The organism is Phenylobacterium sp. (assembly GCF_013911965.1).
Taxonomy (GTDB): Bacteria; Pseudomonadota; Alphaproteobacteria; order Caulobacterales; family Caulobacteraceae; genus Phenylobacterium.
In genome coordinates this window covers 26,238-50,278 of record NZ_JACESE010000022.1, presented here as the reverse complement: position 1 = coordinate 50,278, position 24,041 = coordinate 26,238, and the positions used below count along the sequence as shown (strand labels likewise).

Annotated in this window: 18 protein-coding genes; 9 read left to right on the top strand and 9 right to left on the bottom strand. The window is 69.8% G+C overall.

Going from position 1 to position 24,041, the window contains the following annotated elements; all coding sequences use genetic code 11:
- Positions 1-28: 28 nt before the first annotated feature.
- The 3 genes from H2041_RS17340 to ubiA all read right to left on the bottom strand — a co-directional run bounded on the left by H2041_RS17340 (position 29) and on the right by ubiA (position 2,893).
- Positions 29-976, bottom strand: coding sequence for a fatty acid desaturase family protein (locus H2041_RS17340; protein ID WP_293414851.1), 948 nt, complete (start codon positions 974-976; stop codon positions 29-31).
- A 49-nt stretch (positions 977-1,025) separates the two neighbouring features.
- Positions 1,026-1,886, bottom strand: a complete 861-nt coding sequence (locus H2041_RS17335) for a helix-turn-helix domain-containing protein (protein WP_293414849.1) — start codon at positions 1,884-1,886, stop codon at positions 1,026-1,028.
- Between the two features lie 74 nt (positions 1,887-1,960).
- Positions 1,961-2,893 (bottom strand): 4-hydroxybenzoate octaprenyltransferase, encoded by a 933-nt coding sequence (gene ubiA / locus H2041_RS17330; RefSeq protein ID WP_293414847.1) that lies wholly within the window; start codon positions 2,891-2,893, stop codon positions 1,961-1,963.
- Positions 2,894-3,405: 512 nt separating this feature from the next.
- Between ubiA and H2041_RS17325 the strand changes: the two genes are divergently transcribed.
- The 3 genes from H2041_RS17325 (at position 3,406) to H2041_RS17315 (ending at position 7,897) form a co-directional block, all read left to right on the top strand.
- Positions 3,406-5,202 carry an ABC transporter ATP-binding protein gene (locus H2041_RS17325; RefSeq protein ID WP_293414845.1) on the top strand — a complete coding sequence of 599 codons (1,797 nt, stop codon included), beginning with the start codon at positions 3,406-3,408 and terminating at the stop codon, positions 5,200-5,202.
- A gap of 19 nt (positions 5,203-5,221) precedes the next feature.
- Positions 5,222-7,009, top strand: a complete 1,788-nt coding sequence (locus H2041_RS17320; RefSeq protein WP_293414843.1) for an ABC transporter ATP-binding protein — start codon at positions 5,222-5,224, stop codon at positions 7,007-7,009.
- A gap of 81 nt (positions 7,010-7,090) precedes the next feature.
- Positions 7,091-7,897: a 50S ribosomal protein L11 methyltransferase gene (locus H2041_RS17315; protein WP_293414841.1), complete on the top strand. Its 807-nt coding sequence runs from the start codon at positions 7,091-7,093 to the stop codon at positions 7,895-7,897.
- Here the strand turns inward: H2041_RS17315 and H2041_RS17310 are convergent.
- The 3 genes from H2041_RS17310 to ppk2 form a co-directional block, all read right to left on the bottom strand.
- The gene (locus H2041_RS17310) at positions 7,872-9,098 is read right to left on the bottom strand and encodes a winged helix-turn-helix domain-containing protein (protein ID WP_293414839.1); all 1,227 of its coding nucleotides are present in this window, start codon (positions 9,096-9,098) and stop codon (positions 7,872-7,874) included. The two genes, H2041_RS17315 and H2041_RS17310, sit on opposite strands and share 26 nt — an antisense overlap.
- Complete coding sequence (locus tag H2041_RS17305) at positions 9,095-10,075, bottom strand: aldo/keto reductase (RefSeq protein ID WP_293414837.1); 981 nt, start codon at positions 10,073-10,075, stop codon at positions 9,095-9,097. Before H2041_RS17305 ends, H2041_RS17310 begins: the two co-directional genes overlap by 4 nt.
- 71 nt (positions 10,076-10,146) lie before the next feature.
- Positions 10,147-10,920 (bottom strand): polyphosphate kinase 2, encoded by a 774-nt coding sequence (gene ppk2, locus H2041_RS17300; RefSeq protein ID WP_293414835.1) that lies wholly within the window; start codon positions 10,918-10,920, stop codon positions 10,147-10,149.
- Positions 10,921-10,997: 77 nt separating this feature from the next.
- Here ppk2 and H2041_RS17295 point away from each other — a divergent pair, with 77 nt between their 5' ends.
- The 3 genes from H2041_RS17295 to H2041_RS17285 all read left to right on the top strand — a co-directional run bounded on the left by H2041_RS17295 (position 10,998) and on the right by H2041_RS17285 (position 14,787).
- Positions 10,998-11,720, top strand: a complete 723-nt coding sequence (locus H2041_RS17295; RefSeq protein WP_293414833.1) for a 16S rRNA (uracil(1498)-N(3))-methyltransferase — start codon at positions 10,998-11,000, stop codon at positions 11,718-11,720.
- A gap of 127 nt (positions 11,721-11,847) precedes the next feature.
- Complete coding sequence (locus H2041_RS17290) at positions 11,848-13,206, top strand: glutamate--cysteine ligase (RefSeq protein WP_293414831.1); 1,359 nt, start codon at positions 11,848-11,850, stop codon at positions 13,204-13,206.
- Between the two features lie 72 nt (positions 13,207-13,278).
- On the top strand, positions 13,279-14,787 hold the full coding sequence (locus H2041_RS17285; protein WP_293414829.1) for a phosphoesterase: 1,509 nt from the start codon (positions 13,279-13,281) through the stop codon (positions 14,785-14,787).
- A 12-nt stretch (positions 14,788-14,799) separates the two neighbouring features.
- On the opposite strand, the gene H2041_RS17280 is transcribed toward H2041_RS17285, so the two are convergent.
- Complete coding sequence (locus H2041_RS17280; protein ID WP_293414827.1) at positions 14,800-15,282, bottom strand: DUF427 domain-containing protein; 483 nt, start codon at positions 15,280-15,282, stop codon at positions 14,800-14,802.
- 183 nt (positions 15,283-15,465) lie between these two features.
- On the opposite strand from H2041_RS17280, the gene H2041_RS17275 reads away from it, so the two are divergent.
- Positions 15,466-17,415, top strand: a complete 1,950-nt coding sequence (locus H2041_RS17275) for a peptide MFS transporter (RefSeq protein ID WP_293414825.1) — start codon at positions 15,466-15,468, stop codon at positions 17,413-17,415.
- 72 nt (positions 17,416-17,487) lie between these two features.
- Here H2041_RS17275 and H2041_RS17270 read toward each other — a convergent pair whose 3' ends face one another.
- Together H2041_RS17270 and tldD are read right to left on the bottom strand one after the other, a co-directional pair.
- The gene (locus H2041_RS17270) at positions 17,488-19,539 is read right to left on the bottom strand and encodes a TonB-dependent siderophore receptor (protein WP_293414823.1); all 2,052 of its coding nucleotides are present in this window, start codon (positions 19,537-19,539) and stop codon (positions 17,488-17,490) included.
- 92 nt (positions 19,540-19,631) lie between these two features.
- Positions 19,632-21,062: a metalloprotease TldD gene (tldD, locus tag H2041_RS17265; RefSeq protein ID WP_293414821.1), complete on the bottom strand. Its 1,431-nt coding sequence runs from the start codon at positions 21,060-21,062 to the stop codon at positions 19,632-19,634.
- 286 nt (positions 21,063-21,348) lie between these two features.
- Between tldD and coxB the strand changes: the two genes are divergently transcribed.
- Positions 21,349-22,326 carry a cytochrome c oxidase subunit II gene (gene coxB / locus H2041_RS17260; RefSeq protein WP_293414819.1) on the top strand — a complete coding sequence of 326 codons (978 nt, stop codon included), beginning with the start codon at positions 21,349-21,351 and terminating at the stop codon, positions 22,324-22,326.
- Positions 22,327-22,343: 17 nt separating this feature from the next.
- Positions 22,344-23,999 carry a cytochrome c oxidase subunit I gene (gene ctaD, locus H2041_RS17255; protein WP_293414817.1) on the top strand — a complete coding sequence of 552 codons (1,656 nt, stop codon included), beginning with the start codon at positions 22,344-22,346 and terminating at the stop codon, positions 23,997-23,999.
- Positions 24,000-24,041 lie beyond the last annotated feature (42 nt).

The window sequence follows — 24,041 nt, the reverse complement described above, 5'->3', positions numbered from 1 at the left end:
TCGGGGCCCCACGCAAGCGCAAGATGGATCAGGCCGGGACCGCGGTCGGCTGACCCTTGGAGGCGGCCTTCTTCAGCACCGCGAAGTAGCTCGGCGCCGTTTCCATCCGCTCGGTCACGCCCTTGGCCCGCAGCAGCCGGTGCGCCCTGGGCAGGCTGTAGCAGGGCAGGTGCATGAACATGTGATGTTCGCAGTGATAGTTCACCCAGTAGGGGGCGATCAGGGCCCGCTCGACCAGGTTGGCCGTAGTCGTTCGGGCGTGGCGCAGGGGGTCGGGCTCGTCCTTGGCCACGCAGGCGTGCTCGGCGATGTTGCGCAGGCGGGTGATCACCTGCAGCCAGGTCGCCTGGGGCAGCAGCCACAACACGAACCAGGCCCACCACAGGCCGAAGGGCGCCGTTAGGGCGATGGTCGCTACGGCTCCGGCCAGGAAGCGGCGCTTGCGGCGGACCTCCTCCAGGACGATGGGCAGGACCGGCTCGCCGGCCTTGCGCGCCTTCAGCCGGGCGCGGAAATCGCCGAAGCGCTGCTTGAACCAGGTCTGTCCGGTCAGGTCGCGGACGATCTTCCGCCGCAGCGAGGTGCGCGTGATCGGGAAGGGCGCCGAGAGCACCAGGTCCGGATCCTCGGCCTGCTGCGCGAACTTGTGGTGGGTCAGGTGATAGGGCCGGTAGCGCGAGAGCCCGCCGCTGGTCAGCCATTCCCCGGCCCAGTCGTTGACCTTCAGGTTCTTGTGCAGGGCGCCGTGGGCGGCGTCGTGCATCAGGATGGCGAGGCCGAGTTGCCGGCCGCCGATGATCATCACCGCGAAGGGAATGGTGATCGGCCAGACGACGGCCACGGCGGCCGCCGCGAAGATCACCGCCCAGGCGTGGGCGATCAGGGCCAGGCCCTTCCAGCTCGACCGCGTCGACAGGCCCGCCCACTCGTCGGGGGTGAAGAAGGTCTTCGGATCGATGCGCGCTGCCACGGCCATGGCGGCGATCATGCCATGAAAAGCGGCGCCTCGGTAGGATGACGCCGCGTCACCGTTGCGGGAGATCGGCGGCGAGCGCGCGGAGCGCCGCCTCGCTGGCCGCGTCGGCCGGATAGAAGAACTCGATCCGCAGGTCCTCGGCCGCCGTGTCGTGCGGCGCGCCGAACTGGGCGACCGTGGAGACAAGGTCGAGCGACAGGGAGTCTGTCCGAACCTGCAGGATGAGCGCCGCGCCGATCGGGCCGGCCGCATGCAGCCGCGCGCCTTCCGTGCTCAAGGCGGACAGGGCGGCGATGGTCGCATCCAGTTCGGCGCGCATCGGCCCGGGCGGCGCCCGCCAGGCCTCGGCCTGGGCCAGCGCCAGAAAGTGGACGGCGAGCTGCGGCCAGTTGGCGACCGCGCCGCGGAAGGCCGCGCTGCCGGCGGCGGCGCGGATCAGGCTGACGGCGGGGTCGAGGCTGCCCTCGCCGATCAGGGCGCCGAAGAGGGCCGCCGCCGGCGCATTGGCCGACAGCGGTCGCCAGGCGCGATCGACGGCGAAGGCGGGGAAGGGTTCGTGGGCGGCCAGCGCCAGGTCCGTCACGCGCCGCACCATGGCCGCGGCCTCGTCGCCGAAGGCATGCTCCCCATGAGCCGGGGCGAAGCCGGCCGCCAGCAGGAGGGCGTTCTCGTCCTTCAGCGTGAGATCGAGGGCGCGGGCGAGGCGTCCGACCATGTCCCGCGACGGCCGCGTCCGGCCGGTTTCCAGGAAGGAGACGTGGCGCTGGGAGACCTCGGCGGCGAGGGCGAGGCCGAGCTGCGAAAGCCCGCGCTGACGGCGCAGGCGGCCCAGCATGGCGGGGAAGTCGGCCAGCGACCGAAGCGGAGCGGCGGCGATCTGCGAAATGGCGAAACCCTCCTGGCGTCCCATGCCCCCGAGCCGCCGGTCCGACCTTGCCACTCCAGCCGCAGTCCCCTCAACGACCTGCCAGGTAGTCGCCGCCCCTAGAATAGCCCCTGCGGCCCGGTCCAGGCGCCGGCGGCCAGGGCCAGGAAGAGGGCCAGCCCGGCCAGGGGGTTCGACCTGAAGAGGGCGAGCGCGCCCGCAGGGTCCTCCAGCCGAACCTTGGCCGCCTGGTTCGACAGGTGCAGGCCGAAGAGCGCGGCCGGCGGCAGGAAGAGGGGGCCCAGGCCGCCGGCCCAGGCGGTGGCGAGGACGAGCACGAAGCAGACGACGTAGAAGATCAGCACGCCCTTGGCGGTGTTCTCGCCCAGCCGGCGGACAGAGGACTTCACGCCGGCCAGCGCATCGTCCTCCAGATCCTGGATCGCGTAGATCGTGTCGTAGCCCAGGGTCCAGAAGATGCCGCTGGCGTAGAGCAGCAGGGCCGGCCATTGCAGGCCGCCCGTCACCGCGGCGAAGCCCAGCAGGGCGCCCCAGTTGAAGGTCAGGCCCAGCCAGGCCTGCGGCCACCAGGTGATCCGCTTCATGAACGGATAGGCCGCCACCAGCGCCAGGGAGCCGGCGCCCAGCGCGATGGCCGCCGGCGGCATGAAGAGCAGGATGGCCAGCGAGACGAGGCAGCAGCCGATGACGAAGGCCCAGGCCTGCTTGACGCTGATCTGACCCGACGGGATCGGCCGTCCGGCGGTGCGCGAGACCTTGGCGTCGAAGTCCCGGTCGACAATGTCGTTATAGGCGCAGCCCGCCGCCCGCATCAGGGCGGCGCCGACGAAGAAGGCCAGCAGCCATCGCCAGTCCGGCAGGCGTCCCTCCATGGCGCCGGCGAGCGCGATCCCCTGCCAGCCGGGCAGCATCAGCAGCCAGATTCCGGTGGGCCGGTCGAAGCGGCCGAGCTTCAGCCAGGGGCGCAGCGCGGCCGGGGCGCGGCGATCGACCCAGTTGGCGGGGGCGGCGTCGGGCAGGTGGGCGGTCATGGGCCTCCTCCTAGAGCGTCACGCGACCGGATGGAATGAGATCGCCGTTCCGGAGTCTTCGTCCACCCCTGTTTCGGCCGACGACCGGCTCCCGCCTGACGGAACGGGCTCTGGAAGATCGTGTCTTCGGCGCCTCACTGAGAGGCCGTCATAGAACCGTGTTCAACGCCTGGTTGACGATGAATCGCGCGCCGCATAGCTTCCCCCCACTTCACGCCGCGACCCAGAGAAGGAGGGGCCGAATGACAACGCCGTCTGCTGCGCACCTCCGCCATCGACTCTGCGTCGCCGTATCCCGGACATAGGTCACACCTAGACCCGAGACCTCCGAGGGACCGGCGCCTTTCCCCAGGCTCCCGCCCGAAGGATTCTCTCGTGTTCGTCCGCTTGCGCCGGGACGTTCGACCCCGGCCCCCCTCTCCGACTCCGCATTTTCCGCACAGGCGCACGTCCGCCTGCGCCTGCGCCGTCTCGCCGCCTTCGGCGTGCGGCGTCCAGCCTGGGCTGATCCCATGACCGATGCGATTTTCGACGATGAAGACGACGGCCCCGGCCGCTCCCGGCCTCTGGGCAACCTGCAGGTCATCGGCTTCATGTGGCGTCACTGGATGGTGGACAGGCCGCGGTTCGCCGCCGCCGTCGTCCTCTTCCTGATCGGCACCGCCGCCGACCTTTCCATCCCCTGGGCGTCGGGCGCCCTGATCGACGCCGTCTCCGCGCCGGAGCGGGTGAGCGACGCCGCCTGGACCGCCTGGGCGGCGCTCTCGGCCCTGTACCTCGTCTTCTACGGCGTCCGGACCACGGGCTTCCGCATCCTCAACGGCTTCTATGCGCGGATCATGGAGCGCATCGTCACCCAGGGCTTCGAGCGGGTTCAGGCCTTCTCGTCCGACTGGCACGCCTCGAACTATGCCGGGGCGACGGTGCGCAAGGTCTCGCGGGCCATGTGGGGCTATGACAGCGCCTCGGACGCCCTGCTGCTGATGCTGATGCCGACCCTGATCGTGCTGTTCGGCCTGGCCATCTCGATGGCCGTGCGCTGGCCGCTGGCGGGCCTCTTCACGGCGACGATCGTCATCATCTTCGCCGCCTACAACGTGATCACCGCCACCTACTATGTGCGGCCGGTGAACCTGGTCTCCAACGCGCTCGATTCGCGCATCGGCGCCTCGCTCGCCGACGCCATCGGGGCCAACCCGACGGTGAAGGCCTTCGGGGCCGAGGCGCGGGAGGCCGAGCGCTTCGCGGGCGTCGCGGCGACCTGGCGCACGGCGGTCATCCGCACCTGGAACCGCTTCAACATCGTCGGCATGGGCCAGAACCTCCTGCTGGTCATCCTGCAGGCCGGGCTGACCGGCATGCTGGTCTGGTCGTGGGCGCGCGGCGAGGCGAGCGCAGGCGACGTCGCCTTCGCCATCACCTCCTTCATGCTGATGGCGGGCTACCTGCGGAACTTCGGCGAGATCACCCGCATGCTGCAGAAGGGCCTCGACGATCTGCTGGACGTGGCGGTCTACATGCGCACCGAGCCGCAACTCGCCGACAAGCCCGGCGCCCCGCCGTTCCGCGGGGAGCAGGGGGCGGTGGTCTTCGACCGCGTCACCTTCGGCTATGGCGGACAGGAGGAGAAGCTCTATCGCGACTTCAGCCTGGCCATCGCGCCGGGCGAGCGGATCGCGCTCGTGGGTCCCACCGGCTCGGGCAAGTCCACCTTCGTCAAGCTGCTGCAGCGCCTGCACGACCTGGACGGCGGCCGCATCCTGATCGACGGCCAGGATATCGCGTACGTGACGCAGGGCTCCCTGCGCCGCGCCATCGCGGTGGTGCCGCAGGATCCGTCGCTCTTCCACCGGACGATCGGCGAGAACATCGCCTACGCCCGGCCGGACGCGACGGCCGAGGAGGTGTCGCTCGCCGCCCGCCGGGCCCGCGCGCACGACTTCATCAGCCGCCTGCCCCAGGGTTACGGCACCCTGGTCGGCGAGCGGGGCGTGAAGCTGTCGGGCGGGGAGCGGCAGCGGGTGGCCATCGCCCGCGCCTTCCTGGCCGACGCGCCGATCCTGGTGCTCGACGAGGCCACCTCCTCCCTGGACGTGGAGACCGAACGTCAGGTTCAGGCGGCGACGGAGGAGCTGATGGTGGGGCGCACCACCATCGTCATCGCCCACCGCCTGTCGACCATCCGCAGCGCCGACCGGATCCTGGTCTTCGACCGCGGCCGGATCGTCGAGGAGGGCCGCCATGGGGAGCTGATCGCCCGCGGCGGCGCCTATGCCCGCCTGCACGCGGTGTCCGAAGCCGCCGAATGACCGTGAAGAGACGAGACCGATGACCGAGCACTACGAAGACGCCGACGAAACCAGCCAGCGGTCCCTGTCCAACCGCAAGGTCCTGGGCTTCATCGCCCGGTTCTGGCTGCGGCGGCCGGGGCTCTTCTGGACCTCCGTGGCCCTGACGCTGGTCTCCATCGGCTTCGATCTGGCCCTGCCCTGGGCGGCGGGCCGGCTGATGGACGCCGTCACGGGGGGGCCGGGCGGCGCCGGGATCGCCTGGCGCGCCTGGGCGATCTTCGTCGGCGTCTTCCTGGCCTTCACGGTGATCCGGAACCTGGCCTTCCGGTTCTGGAATCCCATGGCGGCGGCCAACATGAAGGAGATGACCGACGAGGCCTTCGCCCGGGTCCAGGGCTTCTCCGCCGACTGGCACGCCAACACCTTCGCCGGATCGACCGTGCGGCGGCTGTCGCGCGGCATGTGGGGCTACGACATGGTCTCCGATGCGGTGATCCTGTGGCTGGGACCGGCGGTGATCATCCTGGTCGGCCTGTCGGTGATGATGATCGCCCGCTGGCCCGCCGTCGGGCTCTTCTCCCTGGCGGTGGTGGTCATCTATGTCGTCTCCAACATCTGGCTCACCCAGACCTATGTCCGTCCGGCCAACCTGAAGTCGGTGGCGCTGGACTCCCGCATCGGCGGCGCCCTGGCCGATTCCATCACGTCGAACCCGACGGTGAAGGCCTTCGGCGCCGAGGCGCGCGAGGAGGCGCGCATCGGCGGCGTGACGAGCCTCTGGCGTCAGCTGACGGTGGTCACCTGGACCCGCTTCATCAATGTCTGGCTGTGGCACCAGCTGCTGCTGGTCGGTCTTCAGGCGGGACTCACGGGCCTCCTCCTGCGGGAGTGGGCGCAGGGCCGCGCCAGCGCCGGCGACGTGGTCTTCGTCATCACGGCCTTCCTGCTGATGAGCGGCTACCTGCGCAACATCGGCGAGAACATCCGCATGCTGCAGAAGGGTCTCGACGACGTGGAGGACGTGGCGCGCTACGCCGAAATGGCGCCCGAGGTGGCCGATCCGCAGGACGCCTCGCCGTTCCGGGGCGAGCGCGGCGAGATCGCCTTCGACCGCGTCACCTTCGGCTATGCCGGCGCCGAGCGGCCGCTCTACCAGGACTTCACCCTGATCGTCGCCCCGGGCGAACGGGTGGCCCTGGTGGGCGCGACGGGGGCGGGCAAGTCGACCTTCGTCAAGCTGCTCCAGCGGCTCTACGACGTGCAGTCCGGCCGGATCCTCATCGACGGCCAGGACGTGTCCAAGGTCTCGCAGGGCTCGCTGCGCCGGGCCATCGCCGTCGTACCCCAGGACCCGGCGCTCTTCCACCGGACGATCGGCGAGAACATCGCCTACGCCCGGCCGGACGCGACGGCCGCGGAGATCGCTCTGGCCGCCCGCCGCGCGCGGGCCCACGACTTCATCATGCGCCTGCCCCGGGGTTACGAGACCCTGGTCGGCGAGCGGGGGGTGAAGCTGTCGGGCGGCGAACGCCAGCGGGTGGCCATCGCCCGCGCCTTCCTGGCCGATGCGCCGATCCTGGTGCTCGACGAGGCCACCTCCTCTCTCGACGTGGAGACCGAGCGCCAGGTCCAGGCGGCCATGGAGGAGCTGATGGCCGGCCGCACGACCATCGTCATCGCCCACCGGCTGTCGACCATCCGCGGCGCGGACCGGATCCTCGTCTTCGAGGGCGGCCGGATCGTCGAGGAGGGTCGCCACGCAGACCTGGTGGCCAAGGGCGGCGCCTATGCTCGACTGCATGCGGTGACGGAGGGGGCGATCTGAGGCCCTCCCGCGCCCGGCGCAGGTGACTCGTCCTCTCCCCGGGGCGATAGTCGGATCCGTGGCGTCCGGGGGGAGGGCCGAATGACCTATGCCGAGAAGGTCGTCCAGTGGCTGCGCGAACGCCTCGCGCGGGACCCGCCGCTGAGCGAGCCCAGGCAGTTGAACCTCGCCCTGCGTGTCCTGGCCCTGTGGCGCGCGGCGATGATCGTCGAGTCGTTCGTCCGCCATCATGGCCGCCAGGTGCTGCAGGGCCCCTTCGCCGGCATGGCCTATGTGGAGGGGGCCACCGAAGGCGCGCTCCTGCCCCGTCTGATCGGCTCCTACGAGAGCGAGCTCCACCCGCACCTGCTCGACATGGTGGCCAGCGGTCTCGAGGCGGTGATCGATGTGGGCTGCGCCGAGGGCTATTACGCCGTGGGGCTCGCCCGCCTGGCGCCGACCTGTCGGGTGTACGCGTTCGATTCCGACCCCAAGGCGCGCGAGGCCTGCGGCCGGATGGCGGCGCTGAACGGCGTCGCCGAGCGGGTGGAGGTGGGCTCCGAACTGCGGCCGGAGGATCTCGAGCGGCTGGCGGGTCCGCGCCGTCTCGTCTTCGTGGACATCGAAGGCGCCGAGGATGAGCTGCTGCGTCCGGACCTCGCCCCGGCGCTCGCCCACAGCCACCTGATCGTCGAGGCGCACGAGGTGTACCGCCCCGGAGTGGCCGACCGGCTGACCGAGCGGTTTGCGCCCACCCACCATGTCGAACGCGTGACGCTGGGCCCGAAGGCGGCGGACCTGCCCGCCTGGCTGAAGGCGTCCAACCACCTCGACCAGCTGCTCGCCGTCTGGGAGTGGCGCCTTGGGCCGACGCCCTGGCTGATCATGCGGCCGAGGCTTCCCGGCTGACGGCGTCGGCCAGGGCCGGCGCCAGGGCCCCCGTGGGCGCCACGGCCACGCCCGAAAGCCCGAGCCAGCGCGCCATCAGCGCCAGTTCGCCGGCGAGCCGCGAAGGCGTCTCGGCCGTGGCGTGCGGCTCGTCGTGGGCGGCCAAGACCCGCAGGACGCCGGCCTTGCGGTCGGCCTTCAGGTCCACGCGCGCGGTGATCGCCTCGTCCTCCAGGAAGGGCAGGACGTAGTAGCCGTGGGTCCGCTTCTCGGCCGGGGTGTAGATCTCCAGCCGCACGCGAACGCCGAACAGCCGCTCGGTCCGCTCCCGGAACCAGATCAGGTTGTCGAAGGGCGAGAGGAGGGCCGCGCCCGCCACCTTCCGCGGCCGACGCGCCTGCGGGTCGATCCAGGCCGGCTGATCCCAGCCGCGCACCTCCACGGGCGCGAGCCCGCCGGCCTCCGCCAGCTCCGCGATCCGGGCCCTCGTCTCGGCCGGTCCCATGCGGAAATAGTCCCGCAGGTCGCGCTCGGTCGCCACGCCCAGGGCGCGGGCGGCGATGCGGATCAGCTCGCGCTGCGCCGCGTCGCGATCGGGCGTCGGCGCGCCGTGGACCGCCGCCGGCAGCACCTTCTCCGGCAGGCCGTAGACCCGCTCGAAGGTCCCGCGCCGGGTTGCCGTGGTCAGCCGGCCCGACCAGAAGAGGCACTCGGCCGCCCGCTTGGCCTCGCTCCACCCCCACCAGCCGCCGGGCCCCTTGGCGCCGACCTCCAGTTCGGAGGCCGAGAGCGGACCGCGGGCTTCGATCTCGGCCAGCGCCTTCTCGAGCAGGGCCGGATGTTCCCGCAGAAAACGCGCGACGCCCTTCCAGATGCCGACTCCTTCGGCCGCATCGGCCATGCGCCAGCGCAGCAGGGGCTGGACGGCGAGGGGCAGGAGGGAGGCTTCGTGCGCCCAGTACTCGAAGAGGGCCGGCTTGCGGCCCCAGGCCAGCGTCTCCAGCGCCTCGCGCGGATAGGCGCCCAGGCGGGAGAAGAAGGGCAGGTAATGGGTCCGCGAGACGACGTTGACCGAGTCGATCTGCACCACGCCCAGCCGGTCGATCGTCTGGAGCAGGTGGCGGCGCGTGGGCTCGGCCGGCCGCGGCCGGCCGAAGCCCTGCGCGGCGAGCGCGATCCGGCGGGCCTGGGCGGCGGAGAGGCGTTCGGCGGGCCGGCTCACGCGTGGTCGAGCACGGGCTTGGGCTGATAGGGCGCCTCCAGGGCCTTCACCTCGTCCTCGGTCAGGGCGATCTCCGTCGCCGCGATCGCCTCCTCCAGGTGATGCAGCTTAGACGCGCCGACGATGGGGGCGGTGATGGCCGGGTTCTTCAGCACCCAGGCCAGGGCCACCTGGGTGTTGGAGACGCCGCGGGCCCTGGCGATCGCCTCCACCGCGTCGACGACCGCGAAGTCGGCGTCGCGATAGTAGAGGCGCGGGGCGAATTCGTCGGTGCGGGCGCGTTCGGTGTTCCCCTCGCCCGGTTTCGCCCGGCCGCCGGCGAGGAAGCCGCGGGCCAGCGGCGACCAGGGGATGACGCCGATCCCCTCGGCCTTGCAGAGGGGCAGCATCTCCCGCTCCTCCTCGCGATAGACGAGGTTGTACTGCGGCTGCATGGAGGCGAAACGCACCCAGCCGTTGGCCTCGCTGACCGCGAGCATCTTGGCGAACTGCCAAGCGTACATCGACGAGGCGCCGATGTAGCGGGCCTTGCCGGCCTTCACCACGTCGTTCAGCGCCTCCAGCGTCTCCTCGATGGGCGTCTCGTAGTCGAAGCGGTGGATCTGGTAGAGGTCGACATAGTCGGTCCCCAGCCGCTGCAGGCTGGCGTCGATCTGGTCCATGATGTGCTTGCGCGACAGGCCCTTGTCGTTCGGGCCCTTGCCCATGGGCAGGCAGACCTTCGTGGCGATCACCACCTCCTCGCGGCGGGCGAACTCCTTCAGCCAGCGGCCGGTGACATGCTCGCTCTCGCCGAGCGAGTAGACATTGGCCGTGTCGAAGAAGTTGACCCCCTTCTCGACGGCGGTCTGGAAGAAGGGCCTGGCCTCGTCCATCTCGAGGATCCAGGGCCGCCAGCTCTTGGCGCCGTAGGTCATGCAGCCCAGGCACAGGCGCGACACCTTCAGGCCGGTCTTCCCGAGGCGGACATAATCCATGGCGAGCTCCTTCTCCCGAAGGGGTCAGCAGAACACGCCGTGAACGTTGCACGCAACCATGGGCGCGCGGCTCAGCGGCAGAGGCGCCCGTCGGTGAGTGCGGCGATCTCGAAGCGGAAGAGGACCTCGGGGTCGGGCGGCGCGACGTCGTCGGCGATCTCCGGCGGCGCCAGGGTTCGGACCAGATGGCGCATCACGGCCAGCCGCGCGGACTTCTTGTGATCGGCCTTCACGCAGGTCCAGGGCGCCACGGCGGTGTCGGTGCGCCGCAGCATCTCGTCGCGGGCGGCGGTGTAGTCGTCCCAGCGGGGTTGGGCGAATTCGTCCAGGGGGCTGGACTTCAGCACCTTCAGCGGCTCGCTCTTGCGTTCCGCCAGGCGTTCGGCCTGCTCGGACTTGCTGACGTCGAGCCAGAGCTTCACCAGCCGCACGCCGGCGCCGACCAGCATTTCCTCGAACAGCGGAACCTCGCGCAGGAAGTCCTCCTGCTCCTCGGGGGTCGAGAACCCCATCACGCGTTCGACGCCGGCGCGGTTGTACCAGGAGCGGTTGAAGATCACGAACTGGCCGCCGGACGGCAGATAGGGCGTGTAGCGCTGGAAATACCACTGGGTCCGCTCGATGTCGGACGGCTTGGACAGCGCCACGACGCGAGTCGCGCGCACCGACATGTGCTCGGTGATCCGGTGGATCGTGCCGTCCTTGCCGGCGGCGTCGCGGCCCTCGAAGATCACCAGGACCTTCTCCCCGGCGGCCATGGCGTGCTGCTGCAGGCGGACCAGGGCCAGCTGCAGCTTCGGCAGGGCTTCGTCGTAGGGAAGGTCGGACGTGTGCGTCTTGCTCATGGATCAAACCTCGCCCGTCCAACGCGCCGGCGCCAGAGGCGGATGCGAAGGGCCGCGGCGGGCGCTAGAAGTCTCGCATGATCCGCCTCTTCGTGACCCACGACCTCGCCCCCGGCGCGCGGCTCGGCCTCGACCCCGACCCGAGCCGCTATCTGGCCGCCGTCATGCGCCGGGCGGCGGGCGACGAGGTCGTGGTCTTCAACGGCCGCGACGGCGAGTGGCGGGCGGTCGTGGCCGAGGTCGGCAAGCGGGCCGTGACGCTGGCGGTCGCCGAGCCGCTTCGCCCTCAGGCCGCGGGCCCCGACCTCGATCTCATCGTCGCCATCGTCAAGCGCACGCGCCTGGAGACGATCGTCGAAAAGGCCGCCGAACTGGGCGCCCGGCGCGTTCGCCTGGTGGTGACCGAGCGGACCAACGCCGAGCATGCGCGCCTGCCGCGCCTGCAGGCGATCGCCGTCGAGGCGGCCGAGCAGACGGGGCGAATCGACGTTCCGGAGGTGGTCGAAGCCGTGAAGCTGCGCGCCCTGCTGGCCGCCTGGGATGCGCCGCGACGCCTGCTGTTCTGCGACGAAGCGGGCGACGCCGCCCCCGTTCTGGACGCTCTGAAGGACCAGCCGGCAGGCCCCTGGGCGGTGCTGATCGGACCCGAGGGCGGCTTCTCGCCCGCCGAGCGGGAAGCCTTGCGCGGCCAGGGTTTCGCCGTCCCGGCGACGCTCGGGCCCCGCATCCTGCGCGCCGATACGGCGGCGATCAGCGCCCTGACTCTGTGGCAGGCGGCCTGCGGCGACTGGCGCGCTTGAACCTGTCCGTCGGGCGGGCCATTGCGCATCGTCATCGTTGCGCCCACTTCAGCGAACGGCGTAAAGATCGCCGCCGCTCGGGACGTCGCCCGTGGCGAAGCTTGTTTGACGGGCTGGGGAGAGAATCATGGCCGACGTCATGTGCGACGACCGTCCCTTGGTGTTCGATGATCTGGTGGCCTGGTTCGCCGACGGCGCCAAGCCAAAGGCCGACTGGCGCATAGGCGCCGAGCACGAGAAGTTTCCCTTCCGCCTGGCCGACCGGTCGCCGGTCGCCTACGACGGCGAGGCGGGCATCCACGCTCTGCTCACGGGCCTCATGCGCTTCGGCTGGAAGGGCGTGTTCGAGGGCGAGACCCTCATCGGCCTGGAGCGCAACGGCGCCAATGTCAGCCTGGAGCCGGGCGGGCAGTTCGAGCTCTCCGGCGCGCCGCTGAACGACCTGCACGAGATCTGCGACGAGACCGGCGTCCACCTGTCGGAGGTCAAGACTGTCGCCGACGAACTGGGCCTCGGCTTCCTGGGCCTGGGCTTCACGCCCGACTGGACCCGCGAGCAGATCCCGGTCATGCCCAAGGGCCGCTACAGGATCATGCGCGCCTACATGCCCAAGGTCGGCAAGCTCGGCCTGGACATGATGTTCCGCACCTGCACGGTGCAGGTGAACCTGGACTTCGGCTCCGAGGCCGACATGGTCAAGAAGTTCCGGACCAGCCTCGCTCTGCAGCCGATCGCCACGGCGCTGTTCGCCAATTCGCCGTTCACGGAAGGCCGGCCGAACGGCTTCCTTTCGGCCCGCGCCAACGTCTGGACCGACACCGACGCCGACCGCACCGGCATGCTCGACTTCGTCTTCAAGGACGGCTTCGGGTTCGAGACCTATGCGGCCTACGCCCTCGACGTGCCCATGTATTTCGTCAAGCGCGGCGAGACCTATGTCGACGTGGCCGGCCGCTCGTTCCGCGACTTCATGGACGGCCGCCTGCCCGAGCTGCCGGGCGAGCGTCCGACGATCAAGGACTGGGCCGACCACGTCACCACCATCTTCCCGGAAGTGCGCCTGAAGAAGTACCTGGAGATGCGCGGCGCCGACGCCGGGCCCTGGAGCCGCCTCTGCGCCCTGCCGGCGCTTTGGACCGGGGTGCTCTACGAGGACTCCGCGCTCGATGCGGCCTGGGATCTCTGCAAGGACTGGTCGGTGGAGAGCCATGAAGGCCTGCGCGCCCAGGTGGCCCGGTCCGGCCTGAAGGCCCAGGTCGGCGGACGCACGGTCCAGGAGATCGCCCGCGACATGCTGGCCATCGCCCACGACGGCCTGAAGGCGCGCAACCGCCTGAGCGGCGGCCTGGTCGACGAGACCAACTACCTGGCCGACCTCGAGGAGATCGTCGAGACGGGCATGACCCCGGCCGAACGCCTCCTGCAGCTCTACGAGGGCCCCTGGAACCGGGACATGGCCAAGGTCTACGACGCCATGGCCTTCTAGGGCCGGCGGCTGTCCGCCGGCTTTGGCCGCCTTTGTCAGGGAAGTGACGCAAGCCGGAGGTACAGCGGGCGCATGATCCGCGCTCCGCTTCTGTTCTCCGCCCTCGCCGCCGTGCTGACGCCCGGCCTCGCCCACGCCCACGGCGGCCATGACCACGCCGCCGGCATGGTGGCGGTTCCGGCCGATACGCCCGCCGCCGCGGCCGCCGACCCGGGGCGCAGAACCTGGCTGGCCGGCGACCACCACGTCCACAGCCGCTACAGCGTCGGCTGGACGCCCGATCCGCTCGGAGGGCCGCCCAAGCCGGAGATCGCCGGCGACGCCATCTATCCCATCCCGACCAACGCCGCGATGGCGCACAGGTTCGGCCTCTCCTGGATGGTCTCCACCGACCACGGCGGTCCGAACCACTCCAAGGTCAATCGTGACCTGGCCTATCCTGAGCTTCTGCGTTCGCGCGCCGAGGTGCCGGAGCTGATCCAGTTCTACGGCATGGAGCTCGACACGCCCGGCGCCGATCACTCCAGCCTCATCATCCCGCACACGCCGCAGGAACGCGACGTGCTCGAGCATATCGAGAGCCGCTTCGCCAAGCATGAGCCCTGGCCGGCCGACCCCGCCTGGGACACCGAGCCCCGGATGCTCGAGGCGCTGCGGCATATGCGTGAGATCGACGCGCCGCCGGTGGTGATCGCCAACCATCCGTCCCGCTCGGCGAAGGGGCCGAGCCAGTGGGGACACGACCGCCCCGGCGAACTGCGCGACTGGAACGACACCGCGCCCAAGGTCGCCATCGGCATGGAGGGCGCGCCCGGCCACCAGGCCTCGGCCCTGCAGCCGGACGGTTCGATCGATCCGGAAGGCGCCCGGGGCGGCTATCGGAACAGTCCGACCCTGGGCGGCTTCGACCAGATGACCGCGCGCCTCGGGGGCTTCTGGGATTCCATGCTCGGGGAGGGCCGCCGCTGGTGGGTCACCTCCACCTCCGATTCGCACCGCCACTACACCGAGGGCGGCAGCGACTTCTGGCCGGGCGAGTATTCGAAGACCTATGTGAAGGCGGTCCGCACCCACGCCGACATCCTCGACGGCCTTCGCAACGGCCGCGTCTTCGTGACCACCGGCGACCTGATCTCCGAACTCGACGTGACGGCGCAGTCCGGCTCGGCCCGCGCCGAGATCGGCGGAGTGCTGCCTGTGGCGAAGGACGGGTCGGTCACCCTCACGCTGCGCCTGCGGGACCCGGCCGCGCCCAACGCGGCGGGCCGGACGCCCGAAGTGGGCCGGATCGACCTGATCGTCGGCGAGGTCACGGGCCCCGCGGCCGATCGGGAAAGCGCCGCCAATCCCACGACGCGGGTCGAGACGCGTCTGGGTCCCGCCCAGTGGCGCCGGGACGGCGAGGAGATCACGGCCACCTACGTTCTCGAGGGCCTCGCCCGCGATTCCTATGTCCGCGTCCGCGGGACCAGCGGCGCGGAGGACGAGCCGCAGCCCGATCCGCCCGGCGAGGACCCGTGGTCGGACCTGTGGTTCTACGCCAACCCCATCTTCATCGACGTGGCGCCTGCGGGGCTCTGAGCCGGCGCCGGATCAGGGCTCGGGATTGCCCACGTTCGGCGGCCAGTGCGGCTTCTGGCTCGTACCGTCGCCGGCGTCGGTGTGCTGGACGATCTCGTCGACCTCCCGGCGGTCGGACGCGTCCCGCGCCGGGTCGTCCTTCACGGCGTAGATCTCGACCTTGTCGGGATAGAAGGCGAGCCGCCCGGTGATCCGCTCCATGGCGGGATAGGGCTCCTCATAGGTCCAGACGGCGTTCTCGGCGAATTCGCCGTTCATCATCAGGGTGTAGTAGGCCGCCTCGCCCTTGTAGGGGCAGTGCGTCACCCGCTCGGTGCGGGAGAAGTACTCCATCGAGACGTCCTCCCGCGGGAAGTAGACCACCGGCGGCAGGTCGGCCTCCTTCAGGATCAGCGCATCGTCGGTGTCGGCGATCACATGGCCCATGAACATGGCGCGCATCCGCGTGCCTGCGCGGGCGATGTCGATCGGGTGGTCGGGTCCGGGCGTCTTCATGGGAAACCTCCTGTCGAGGGCCAAACGCGTCAGGCGAGGTCCTGGCTCCCGTTCCTCGCCCGTTGGACGAGCCTTGCTTGTCTCTACGCCGAACGCGTGATCTTCTCCCCGGCTTGGCGGCCCGGCTGGGCGAAATCGACCTTGGGCCAAGGCCCAACGCACTCAAGCGGAAGACCTTCATACATGAATATCGTCGTCGTCCTGGGCGTGATCATCACGCTGGTGACCGGCGCTCCGGTGTTGATGCAGCTGCTGCGCAACCACCCGAGGGGCCTGATCGTCCTGTTCTTCGCCGAGATGTGGGAGCGCTTCTCCTACTACGGGATGCGGGCGATCCTCATCTTCTACCTGACCCAGCATCTGCTCTTCGACGACGACGTCGCCAACGCCCAGTACGGCTCCTACACCTCGCTGGTCTATCTGCTGCCGCTGATCGGCGGCATTCTCGCCGACCGCTATCTCGGCACCCGCAAGGCGGTGGCCTTCGGCGCCCTGCTCCTGGTCGCCGGCCACCTGACCATGGCCTTCGAAGGCGAGCCCACGCGTGAAATCCTGACCTATGGCGGACAGGCCTACGAGGTGGTCGCCGAGGGCCGGATGGACGGTCGCGAGGTGCGTATCCAGGTCGGCGACAGCGCCTACGAATTCGGTCCCGCGGAAGGCGGCGGCCTTCAGATCGCGGGCCTGCCCGCCGATGCGGGCCTGCCGGCTGTCCTTCCGGCCGGCAGCTACGAGATGGAGAAGGTCGCCGACCCGGTGGGCGTGAACGTCTTCTACCTGGCCGTTTCGCTCATCATCCTGGGGGTCGGCTTCCTGAAGCCGAACATCTCGACCATCGTGGGTCAGCTCTATGCCCAGGGCGACCCGCGGCGGGATTCCGGCTTCACCCTCTACTATTACGGCATCAATCTCGGCGCCTTCTGGGCCTCGGTGCTCTGCGGCCTGCTCGGCCAGCACTTCGGCTGGGGCTGGGGCTTCGGCCTCGCCGGGATCGGCATGGCGCTGGGCTTCGTGGTCTTCGTGCTCGGCAAGCCTCTGCTGGAGGGCAATGGCGAGCCGCCCGATCCGGAACTGCTGAAGCGCCCGGTCGCCGGTCCCGTCAATCGCGAATGGCTGATCTATCTGGCGACCATCCCGGCCCTGGGCGTCGTCTGGTGGCTTGTCCAGAACAACGCCATCGTCGGCGTGGCGCTGATCGGCGCCATCGTGATCTCGCTCGGCATCATCGCCTATGTGATCATCCAGGTCTGCAAGACCACCGTCGAGCGTCAGCGCATGGGGCTCGCTACGGTGCTGATCTTCGGCGCCGTCGTCTTCTGGACCCTCTTCGAGCAGGCCGGCACCTCGCTGAACCTCTTCGCCGCCCGGAACGTGGATCTGTCGATCACCAGCCAGGCGACCACCTTCCTCGGCATGCCCATGGGCACGCCCGAGCAGCTCGCCGCGGCCGGAGTCTCCACCGACAACTGGTGGGGCTGGATCAATTCGGGGATCGCCGCGGCCCAGGTGCAGTCGTTCAACGCCGGCTTCATCCTGATCTTCGCGCCGATCTTCGCGGCCCTGTGGGCGGCGCTCGGCCGCCGCAACCTCGATCCCAATCCGACGCTGAAGTTCGGCCTGGGCCTCCTGCAGGCGGGGCTCGGCTTCATGGTCGTGGTCTGGAGCGCGGGCCTCGCCGACGCCAGCTTCCGCGTGCCGCTGATGGTGCTGGGCCTGCTCTACCTGCTCCACACCACCGGCGAGCTCTTTCTCTCGCCCGTCGGCCTGTCGGAAATCACCAAGCTGTCGCTGAGCTCGGTGGTGTCCTTCATGATGGCGGTCTGGTTCCTGTCGAGTTCCATCGCCCAGTTTGTGGGCGGCATCATTGCGGGCTTCGCCGGCACCGAGACCGTGGGCGGCCAGGTGCTCGATCCCGCCGCGGCGCTGCGCAGCTCCATCGAGGTCTTCGCCATGCTCGGCTACTGGGGGATGGGCGCCGGCGTCGTCTTCATCGTGCTCAGCTTCTTCATCAAGGGCTGGGCGCACGGGGTGAAGGAGGGCCACGGTCCGCAGCCCGAGCCGATCGCCCCGGTTCTCGACGGCGAGCGGCAGGCGGTGAACCCGCAGACCCTGCGCGACGACCGCAAATCCTGAACCGGTCGGACCTTGCGGACATGAAGAAGGGCCCGGGATCGCTCCCGGGCCCTATTTTCGTCCGGCGTGCGCTCAGCCGCCCAGGGTCTTGCTGATGCGCAGGCGGTACATCTTGCCGAACTGGATGTCCCGATCCTCGACATAGGCGATCGGCGAGGTGTCCCGGGGGCCGGCATAGACGGTGCGCGTGCGGCGCAGGCCACGCTCGGTGACGTTGGGAATCTCGAACCGGATCACCCAGTCGGGCCGCGGCTTCCACTCCGCATAGGGGACGACGAAGGTCTTCAGCTTGGTCGTGGAGATCTCGTCGAACCGGTAGTAGGTCTCCCGCCAGCCGCCGAACACGTCGACGCCCCAGTTGGCCTTCCACTGCGGCAGGTCCTGGCTGAAATGGGCCTCCCATTCGAGCGGCCGCAGGCCGGAGATCTCGCGATCCTCACCAGTGGTCGGGTCCTCGACCTCCGAGGCGCGCCAGGTGGCCTCGCCCCGCAGCTGCGCGCCCTTCATCCCCAGCCGGTCGAAGGGCAGGGTGAGGGTGAGCGCCAGTTCCTCGCGCACGCCATCGCCGATGTTCGCCGGCGCATCGTAGATCTCTCCGGTCGGCAGGCGCACAGGAGCGCGGTCGGCCACGTCGGTGATCTCCGCCCGACGGACCGTCACCACGAAGGCGCCGCCGGTCCAGAAGCGGCGCTCGATCGCCGCCTCGGCGATCCACTCCTGCTCCGGGTTCAGGTCGGGGTTGCCGGCGGTCAGCACGCCGGTGTTCAGCGAGGAGGAGGCGACGAAGTCGTCGAAGTCCAATTGGCCGACGCTGCGCTCGATCCGCAGGCGAAGCTGGGTCTTGTCGTCCTGGGCCCAGGTGAGGCCGACACGCGGCTTGACGAACTGCAGCGACTTCTCGAGCGCCACGTCGCCTTCGGAAGAGATGTCCGACGCCTCGCCCCGCAGGCCCGCGTCGACGGTCAGCCGCCGCGTCGCCCGCCACGTCGCCTTGCCGAACACCTCGCCGCGCAGCTCCTCGACGCGCACATTGGCGGCGGGCAGGGCGACCGGCGCGCCGTTCAGGGCGAAGCGGGTCGCGCTGTCGAGGGTGTTGAGCGCGCTCTCGCCGCCCACCTCCCAGGACAGGGCCTCGTTCTGGCGGAAGCGCAGCACGGCCCGGCCGATCGTCTCGGTCGTGTCGCTGTCGAGGGTGAAGTCGTAGAGGTCGGTCAGATCGTCGAAGGCCGATTCGTAGGTCTCGTCCGCCGTCTGGCGCAGGCCGATCAGCTCCAGGCTCGTCCGCGCCCCGAGCGGCCGCGTGTAGCTGAGGCCCAGCTCGGTCTCGGTCAGGTCGTTCTCGTCGTGGGTCACCTCCTTGAGGGGCCCGCCGAAGTTCACCTCGTCGTACTCGAAGTGGTCCATGAAGAACCGGCCGTTGACGCGGAGCCGTCCGCCCAGGACGGGATGCTCCACCGCCCCGGTGAGCGCCCCGTTCGTCCCCAGGCCCTCGGAGTCGACGAAGGTGACGATGAGCGGGGCGCCGGCGTCGTTCACCCGCACCCGCGGACCTTCGCCTGCGCCGTCGTCCGGCCCCTGACCCCCGACGAACCCGGCCTCCCAGGCGGTGTCGCCCACGCGGCCGGAGCCCTCGACGCGCAGGCCCAGAACGTTCCGGCCGTCATAGATCTGCCGGTCGGCCAGGGCGATCAGGCCCTGGGCGGAATTGGTGCGGGTGCGGATCAGGTTGGCCATGACCGACTTGCCCTGCATGTCGATGCCGGGCGCCCCGCCGCGGATCAGGTCGATGCGCTCGACCTGGCTCGCCGGAATGCGGCGGAGGATCTCCTCCAGGTCGTCGGACTTGGAGACCGGGCGGCGGCCGTTGATCAGCACGTTGCCGGCCGCGCCCTCGAATCCGCGCACGTCGTCGCCGACGTCGAGGGCGAAGCCGGGCAGCCGCTCCACCATCTCCAGGGCCGTCGTCGGCTGCGCATCGGCGAAGAAGGCGGGCGGATAGCTGATGACGCCCCGCCCGTTCGGCTCGGGCGCCGCGACCAGCGGCGTCGCCTCCTGGGCGAAGACCGTCGAGGCGTAGGCGAGCGGGCTCGCCGCGGCGAGCGCGGCGACGGCGCGAATGATCATGTAACGTTCCCTCCGGACGTCACATGATCCAAGCTGGGCTTCAGGGACCAGTTAAATCCCTGACATATTTCCGGTCGGCGAAGGCCGGTCGGTCAGAGATTCGTGCCGCCGACGGTCAGGCCGGTGATCTTCAGCGACGGCTGGCCGACGCCCACGGGCACGCTCTGCCCGGACTTCCCGCACACGCCGACGCCGGGATCGAAGTCGAAGTCGTCGCCGATCATGGTCACCCGGGTCAGGGCCGAAGGGCCGTCGCCGATCAGGGTGGCGCCCTTGACCGGCGTGGTCAGCCGGCCGTCCTCGATCAGATAGGCCTCGGTGCACTGGAAGACGAACTTGCCGTTGGTGATGTCCACCTGGCCGCCGCCGAAATTGGCGCAGTAGAGGCCGCGCTTGGTCGAGGCGATCATCTCCGCCCGCGGGGTCGAGCCGCCTTCCATCGCCGTGTTCGTCATCCGCGGCATGGGCAGGTGGGCGTAGGACTGGCGCCGGCCGTTGCCGGTGGCCGCGTGGCCCATCAGCCGCGCGCTCATCCGGTCGTGCATGTAGCCGACGAGGATCCCGTCCTCGATCAGGACGGTGCGTTCGGTGGGCGTGCCTTCGTCGTCGACGGTGAGCGAGCCGCGGCGGCCGGCCAGGGCGCCGTCGTCGAAGACGGTGACGCCGGGCGCGGCCACCCGCTGGCCGATCTTGCCGGAGAAGGCCGAGGTGCCCTTGCGGTTGAAGTCGCCCTCCAGCCCGTGGCCGACCGCCTCGTGCAGCAGCACGCCGTTCCAGCCGGGGCCGAGGACCACGTCCATCTCGCCCGCCGGGCAGGCGACGGCCTCCAGATTGACCAGGGCCTGGCGGAGGGCTTCCTCGCCCTGTTCGCGCCACGCCTCCGGCGAGATCCAGGTTTCGAAGCCGGCGCGGCCGCCGGCGCCGGCGAAGCCCACCTCGCGCCGGCCGTCCTTCTCCACGGTCACCTGGATGTTGATGCGGCTGAGCGGCCGCACGTCGCGGATCAGGCGGCCGTCCGCGCGCAGGATTTCGACGATCCGCCGCTCGCCCGTCAGGCTGGCCATCACCTGCACCACGCGCGGATCGCGGGCGCGGGCCCAGGCGTCGATCTCCTGCAGCAGGGCCACCTTGTCGGCGAAGTCGGGCGAGGCGAGCGGATCGTCCTCGCCGTAGAACCTGGCGTTGGTCGCCCGCGGCGGTTCGGCCGCGACGCCCTCGTAGCCGCGCTTGGCCAGCGCCGCGGAGTCCGCCGCCCGGCGGAGGGCGGCCTCGGAAATCTCGCTCGAATGGGCGTAGCCCGCGGTCTCGCCGGCCACCACGCGCAGGCCGAAGCCCTCGGTGGAATCATAGGCCGCGGACTTCAGCCGCCCGTCGTCGAACAGGAACGACTCGCTTTCCGAACGTTCGGCGAAGATCTCGCCGTCGTCGGCCCCCGACAGCGCCTCGCCCAGGATCTCGCGGGCCCGCTCGGGCGCGACGCCGCAGGAGTCGAGGATGGAGGGCGCAGAGGCGTGGGCGTTCATGAGAACCTCGCTTTGGGACTGGCCTCCACACATAGGAAGTTCGGGTCCCGGCGTCACCCGCCGGGCGCCTGCGCCGGCCCATGCGTCATATGGTCCCGCACCCGCCACCGGCCTATGGCGGCCCTGAGGCCCTCAACTGCCTTGGCAAGCTCTGGGAGAGCGCGTATGCACGCCCGCTGAGGGCCTTGGCGGCGAACGTATCTCGCTGCGTAAGCCTCGTTTCAGTCGGGGGACGGCGACCAAGCGTTCGTCAGGACGCCCGTCCGGCCAAAGAGACCGAGGGGACATGAAGTCGAGCTTGCAGGGGATGCGGACGTTGGCGGCGGGGGCCGCGGCGGTCGCGATGACGGCGTTTTGCAGCGCCCAGGCCATGGCCCAGGAGGTGCTGGGCCAACCGACGCCGAAGGGTATCGGTCTTCAGCCGGCCGCCGCGCCGCTGAAGGAATCGGCGATCTTCTTCCACAACGGCATCCTCATGCCGATCATCACGGCGATCACGCTGTTCGTGGCCGCCCTGCTGGTCTGGGTGATCGTGCGCTACAACCGCCGCGCCAATCCCGTGCCGGCGAAGTTCAGCCACAACACGGTGGTCGAGGTGATCTGGACGCTGGTCCCGGTCCTGATCCTCGTCTTCATCGCCATCTTCTCGTTCCGGCTGCTGTTCCAGTACAACGACATGCCGCGCCCCGACCTGACGGTTAAGGCGGTCGGCTATCAGTGGTACTGGGGCTACGAATATCCCGACCACGAGGTCGGCGAGTTCATCTCCAACATGCTGCCGGAAGACGAGGCGCAGGCTGCGGGCGTGCCCTATCGCCTGGCCGCCACCGAGCCGATGGTGGTTCCGGTGGGCAAGACGGTGCGGGTGCTGGTCACCGGCGCCGACGTGATCCACGCCTTCGCCCTGCCGGCGTTCGGCCTGAAGATCGACGCCATTCCCGGCCGCGTGAACGAGACCTGGTTCCGCGCCGAGAAGGAAGGCGTCTACTACGGCCAGTGCTCGGAGCTCTGCGGCGTCGACCACGCCTTCATGCCGATCGAGATCCGGGTGGTGAGCCAGCCGGAGTTCGAGGCCTGGGTGGCCGGCAAGGGCGGCAATCCGGCGGGTCTCGCCGCCACCACGGCGGTTGAGGCCACGGCCCCGGCCGCCAATGAAGCCACGGTTGATGCGGCCGCCGAGGGCGAAGCCGCCGCCGAAGAGGGCGCCGAGGCTGCGGCGCCGCAAGAGACCGCCGCGCCGGCCGACGCGGCGGCCGCGAACTGATCCAGGGGTAGAGTAAGATGGCTCACGCCGCCGCACACGGTCACGACGACCACGATCACAAGCCGGGTTTCTTCACCCGCTGGTTCCTTTCCACGAACCACAAGGACATCGGCACGCTCTACCTGCTGTTCGCCATCATGGCGGGCATCGTCGGGGGCGCGCTTTCGGGCCTGATCCGCTGGGAGCTGGCCGAGCCGGGCCTGCAGGTCTTCGTGGAGGGTTCGCTGCTCGACCAGCTTCAGATCATCGAGGCCACCAAGCACGGCTATAACGTCGTGGTCACGGCCCACGCCCTGGTCATGATCTTCTTCATGGTCATGCCGGCCATGATCGGCGGGTTCGGCAACTGGTTCGTTCCGATCATGATCGGCGCGCCGGACATGGCCTTCCCGCGGATGAACAACATCTCCTTCTGGCTGCTGGTGGCGGCCTGGGTGCTGCTGCTCTGCTCGATGTTCGTCGACGGCGGTCCCGGCCGCGGTTTCGGCGGCGGCTGGACGATCTACCCGCCGCTGTCCACCACGGGCCACACCGGCCCGGCCATGGACCTGGCCATCCTGTCGCTGCACGTGGCGGGCGCCAGCTCGATCCTCGGCGCGATCAACTTCATCACCACCATCTTCAACATGCGCGCGCCGGGCATGACCCTGCACCGCATGCCGCTGTTCGCCTGGGCGGTGCTGATCACGGCCTTCCTGCTGCTGCTGTCGCTGCCGGTGCTCGCCGGCGCCATCACCATGCTGCTGACCGACCGCAACTTCGGCACCAGCTTCTTCAATCCCGCCGGCGGCGGCGATCCGGTGATGTTCCAGCACCTGTTCTGGTTCTTCGGCCACCCCGAGGTCTACATCCTGATCCTGCCGGGCTTCGGCATCATCAGCCACATCGTGGCGACCTTCTCGCGCAAGCCGGTGTTCGGTTACCTGGCCATGGCCTACGCCATGGTGGCCATCGGCTTCGTCGGCTTCATCGTGTGGGCGCACCACATGTACACGGTCGGCATGAACATCAATCTGCGCGCCTACTTCGTGGCCGCGACGATGGTCATCGCCGTGCCGACGGGCGTGAAGATCTTCTCCTGGATCGCGACCATGTGGGGCGGGTCGATCAGCTTCAAGACGCCCATGCTGTGGGCGATCGGCTTCATCTTCCTGTTCACCGTCGGCGGCGTGACGGGCGTGGTCCTGGCGAACGCCGGCATCGACTACAGCCTGCACGACACCTACTACGTGGTGGCCCACTTCCACTACGTGCTGTCGCTCGGCGCCGTGTTCGCCATCTTCGCGGGCTTCTACTACTGGTTCGAGAAGATGTTCGGCGTGAAGTACCGCGAATGGGCCGGCGCGCTGCACTTCTGGATCACGTTCGTCGGCGTGAACCTGATCTTCTTCCCGCAGCACTTCCTCGGCCTGCAGGGCATGCCCCGCCGCTATGTGGACTATCCGGAGGCCTACACCTACTGGAACCACATCTCGTCGATCGGCTACGCCATCACCGCGGTCGGCGTCCTGGTCTTCCTGCTGATCCTGCTGGAGGCGGCCATCATGCGCCGCAAGGCCGAGGCCAATCCGTGGGGCGAGGGCGCTACGACCCTGGAATGGACGCTGCCTTCGCCGCCGCCGTTCCACCAGTTCAACGAACCGCCGGTCATCAAGGGCGACAGCCACCACTGACCGGTCGGCCCGGAGGAACAGACGAGGGCGCGGATCGGTCAC

Bases quoted from the DNA above. Each gene is read 5' to 3' on its own strand.
- tldD (WP_293414821.1), bottom strand. From the start codon at position 21,062: ATGAACGCCCACGCCTCTGCGCCCTCCATCCTCGACTCCTGCGGCGTC.
- H2041_RS17295 (WP_293414833.1), top strand. From the start codon at position 10,998: ATGATCCGCCTCTTCGTGACCCACGACCTCGCCCCCGGCGCGCGGCTC.
- H2041_RS17320 (WP_293414843.1), top strand. From the start codon at position 5,222: ATGACCGAGCACTACGAAGACGCCGACGAAACCAGCCAGCGGTCCCTG.
- ubiA (WP_293414847.1), bottom strand. From the start codon at position 2,893: ATGACCGCCCACCTGCCCGACGCCGCCCCCGCCAACTGGGTCGATCGC.
- coxB (WP_293414819.1), top strand. From the start codon at position 21,349: ATGAAGTCGAGCTTGCAGGGGATGCGGACGTTGGCGGCGGGGGCCGCG.
- H2041_RS17280 (WP_293414827.1), bottom strand. From the start codon at position 15,282: ATGAAGACGCCCGGACCCGACCACCCGATCGACATCGCCCGCGCAGGC.
- H2041_RS17325 (WP_293414845.1), top strand. From the start codon at position 3,406: ATGACCGATGCGATTTTCGACGATGAAGACGACGGCCCCGGCCGCTCC.
- H2041_RS17335 (WP_293414849.1), bottom strand. From the start codon at position 1,886: ATGGGACGCCAGGAGGGTTTCGCCATTTCGCAGATCGCCGCCGCTCCG.
- H2041_RS17270 (WP_293414823.1), bottom strand. From the start codon at position 19,539: ATGATCATTCGCGCCGTCGCCGCGCTCGCCGCGGCGAGCCCGCTCGCC.
- H2041_RS17275 (WP_293414825.1), top strand. From the start codon at position 15,466: ATGAATATCGTCGTCGTCCTGGGCGTGATCATCACGCTGGTGACCGGC.
- H2041_RS17285 (WP_293414829.1), top strand. From the start codon at position 13,279: ATGATCCGCGCTCCGCTTCTGTTCTCCGCCCTCGCCGCCGTGCTGACG.
- H2041_RS17315 (WP_293414841.1), top strand. From the start codon at position 7,091: ATGACCTATGCCGAGAAGGTCGTCCAGTGGCTGCGCGAACGCCTCGCG.
- H2041_RS17290 (WP_293414831.1), top strand. From the start codon at position 11,848: ATGGCCGACGTCATGTGCGACGACCGTCCCTTGGTGTTCGATGATCTG.
- H2041_RS17340 (WP_293414851.1), bottom strand. From the start codon at position 976: ATGGCCGTGGCAGCGCGCATCGATCCGAAGACCTTCTTCACCCCCGAC.
- ppk2 (WP_293414835.1), bottom strand. From the start codon at position 10,920: ATGAGCAAGACGCACACGTCCGACCTTCCCTACGACGAAGCCCTGCCG.
- ctaD (WP_293414817.1), top strand. From the start codon at position 22,344: ATGGCTCACGCCGCCGCACACGGTCACGACGACCACGATCACAAGCCG.
- H2041_RS17305 (WP_293414837.1), bottom strand. From the start codon at position 10,075: ATGGATTATGTCCGCCTCGGGAAGACCGGCCTGAAGGTGTCGCGCCTG.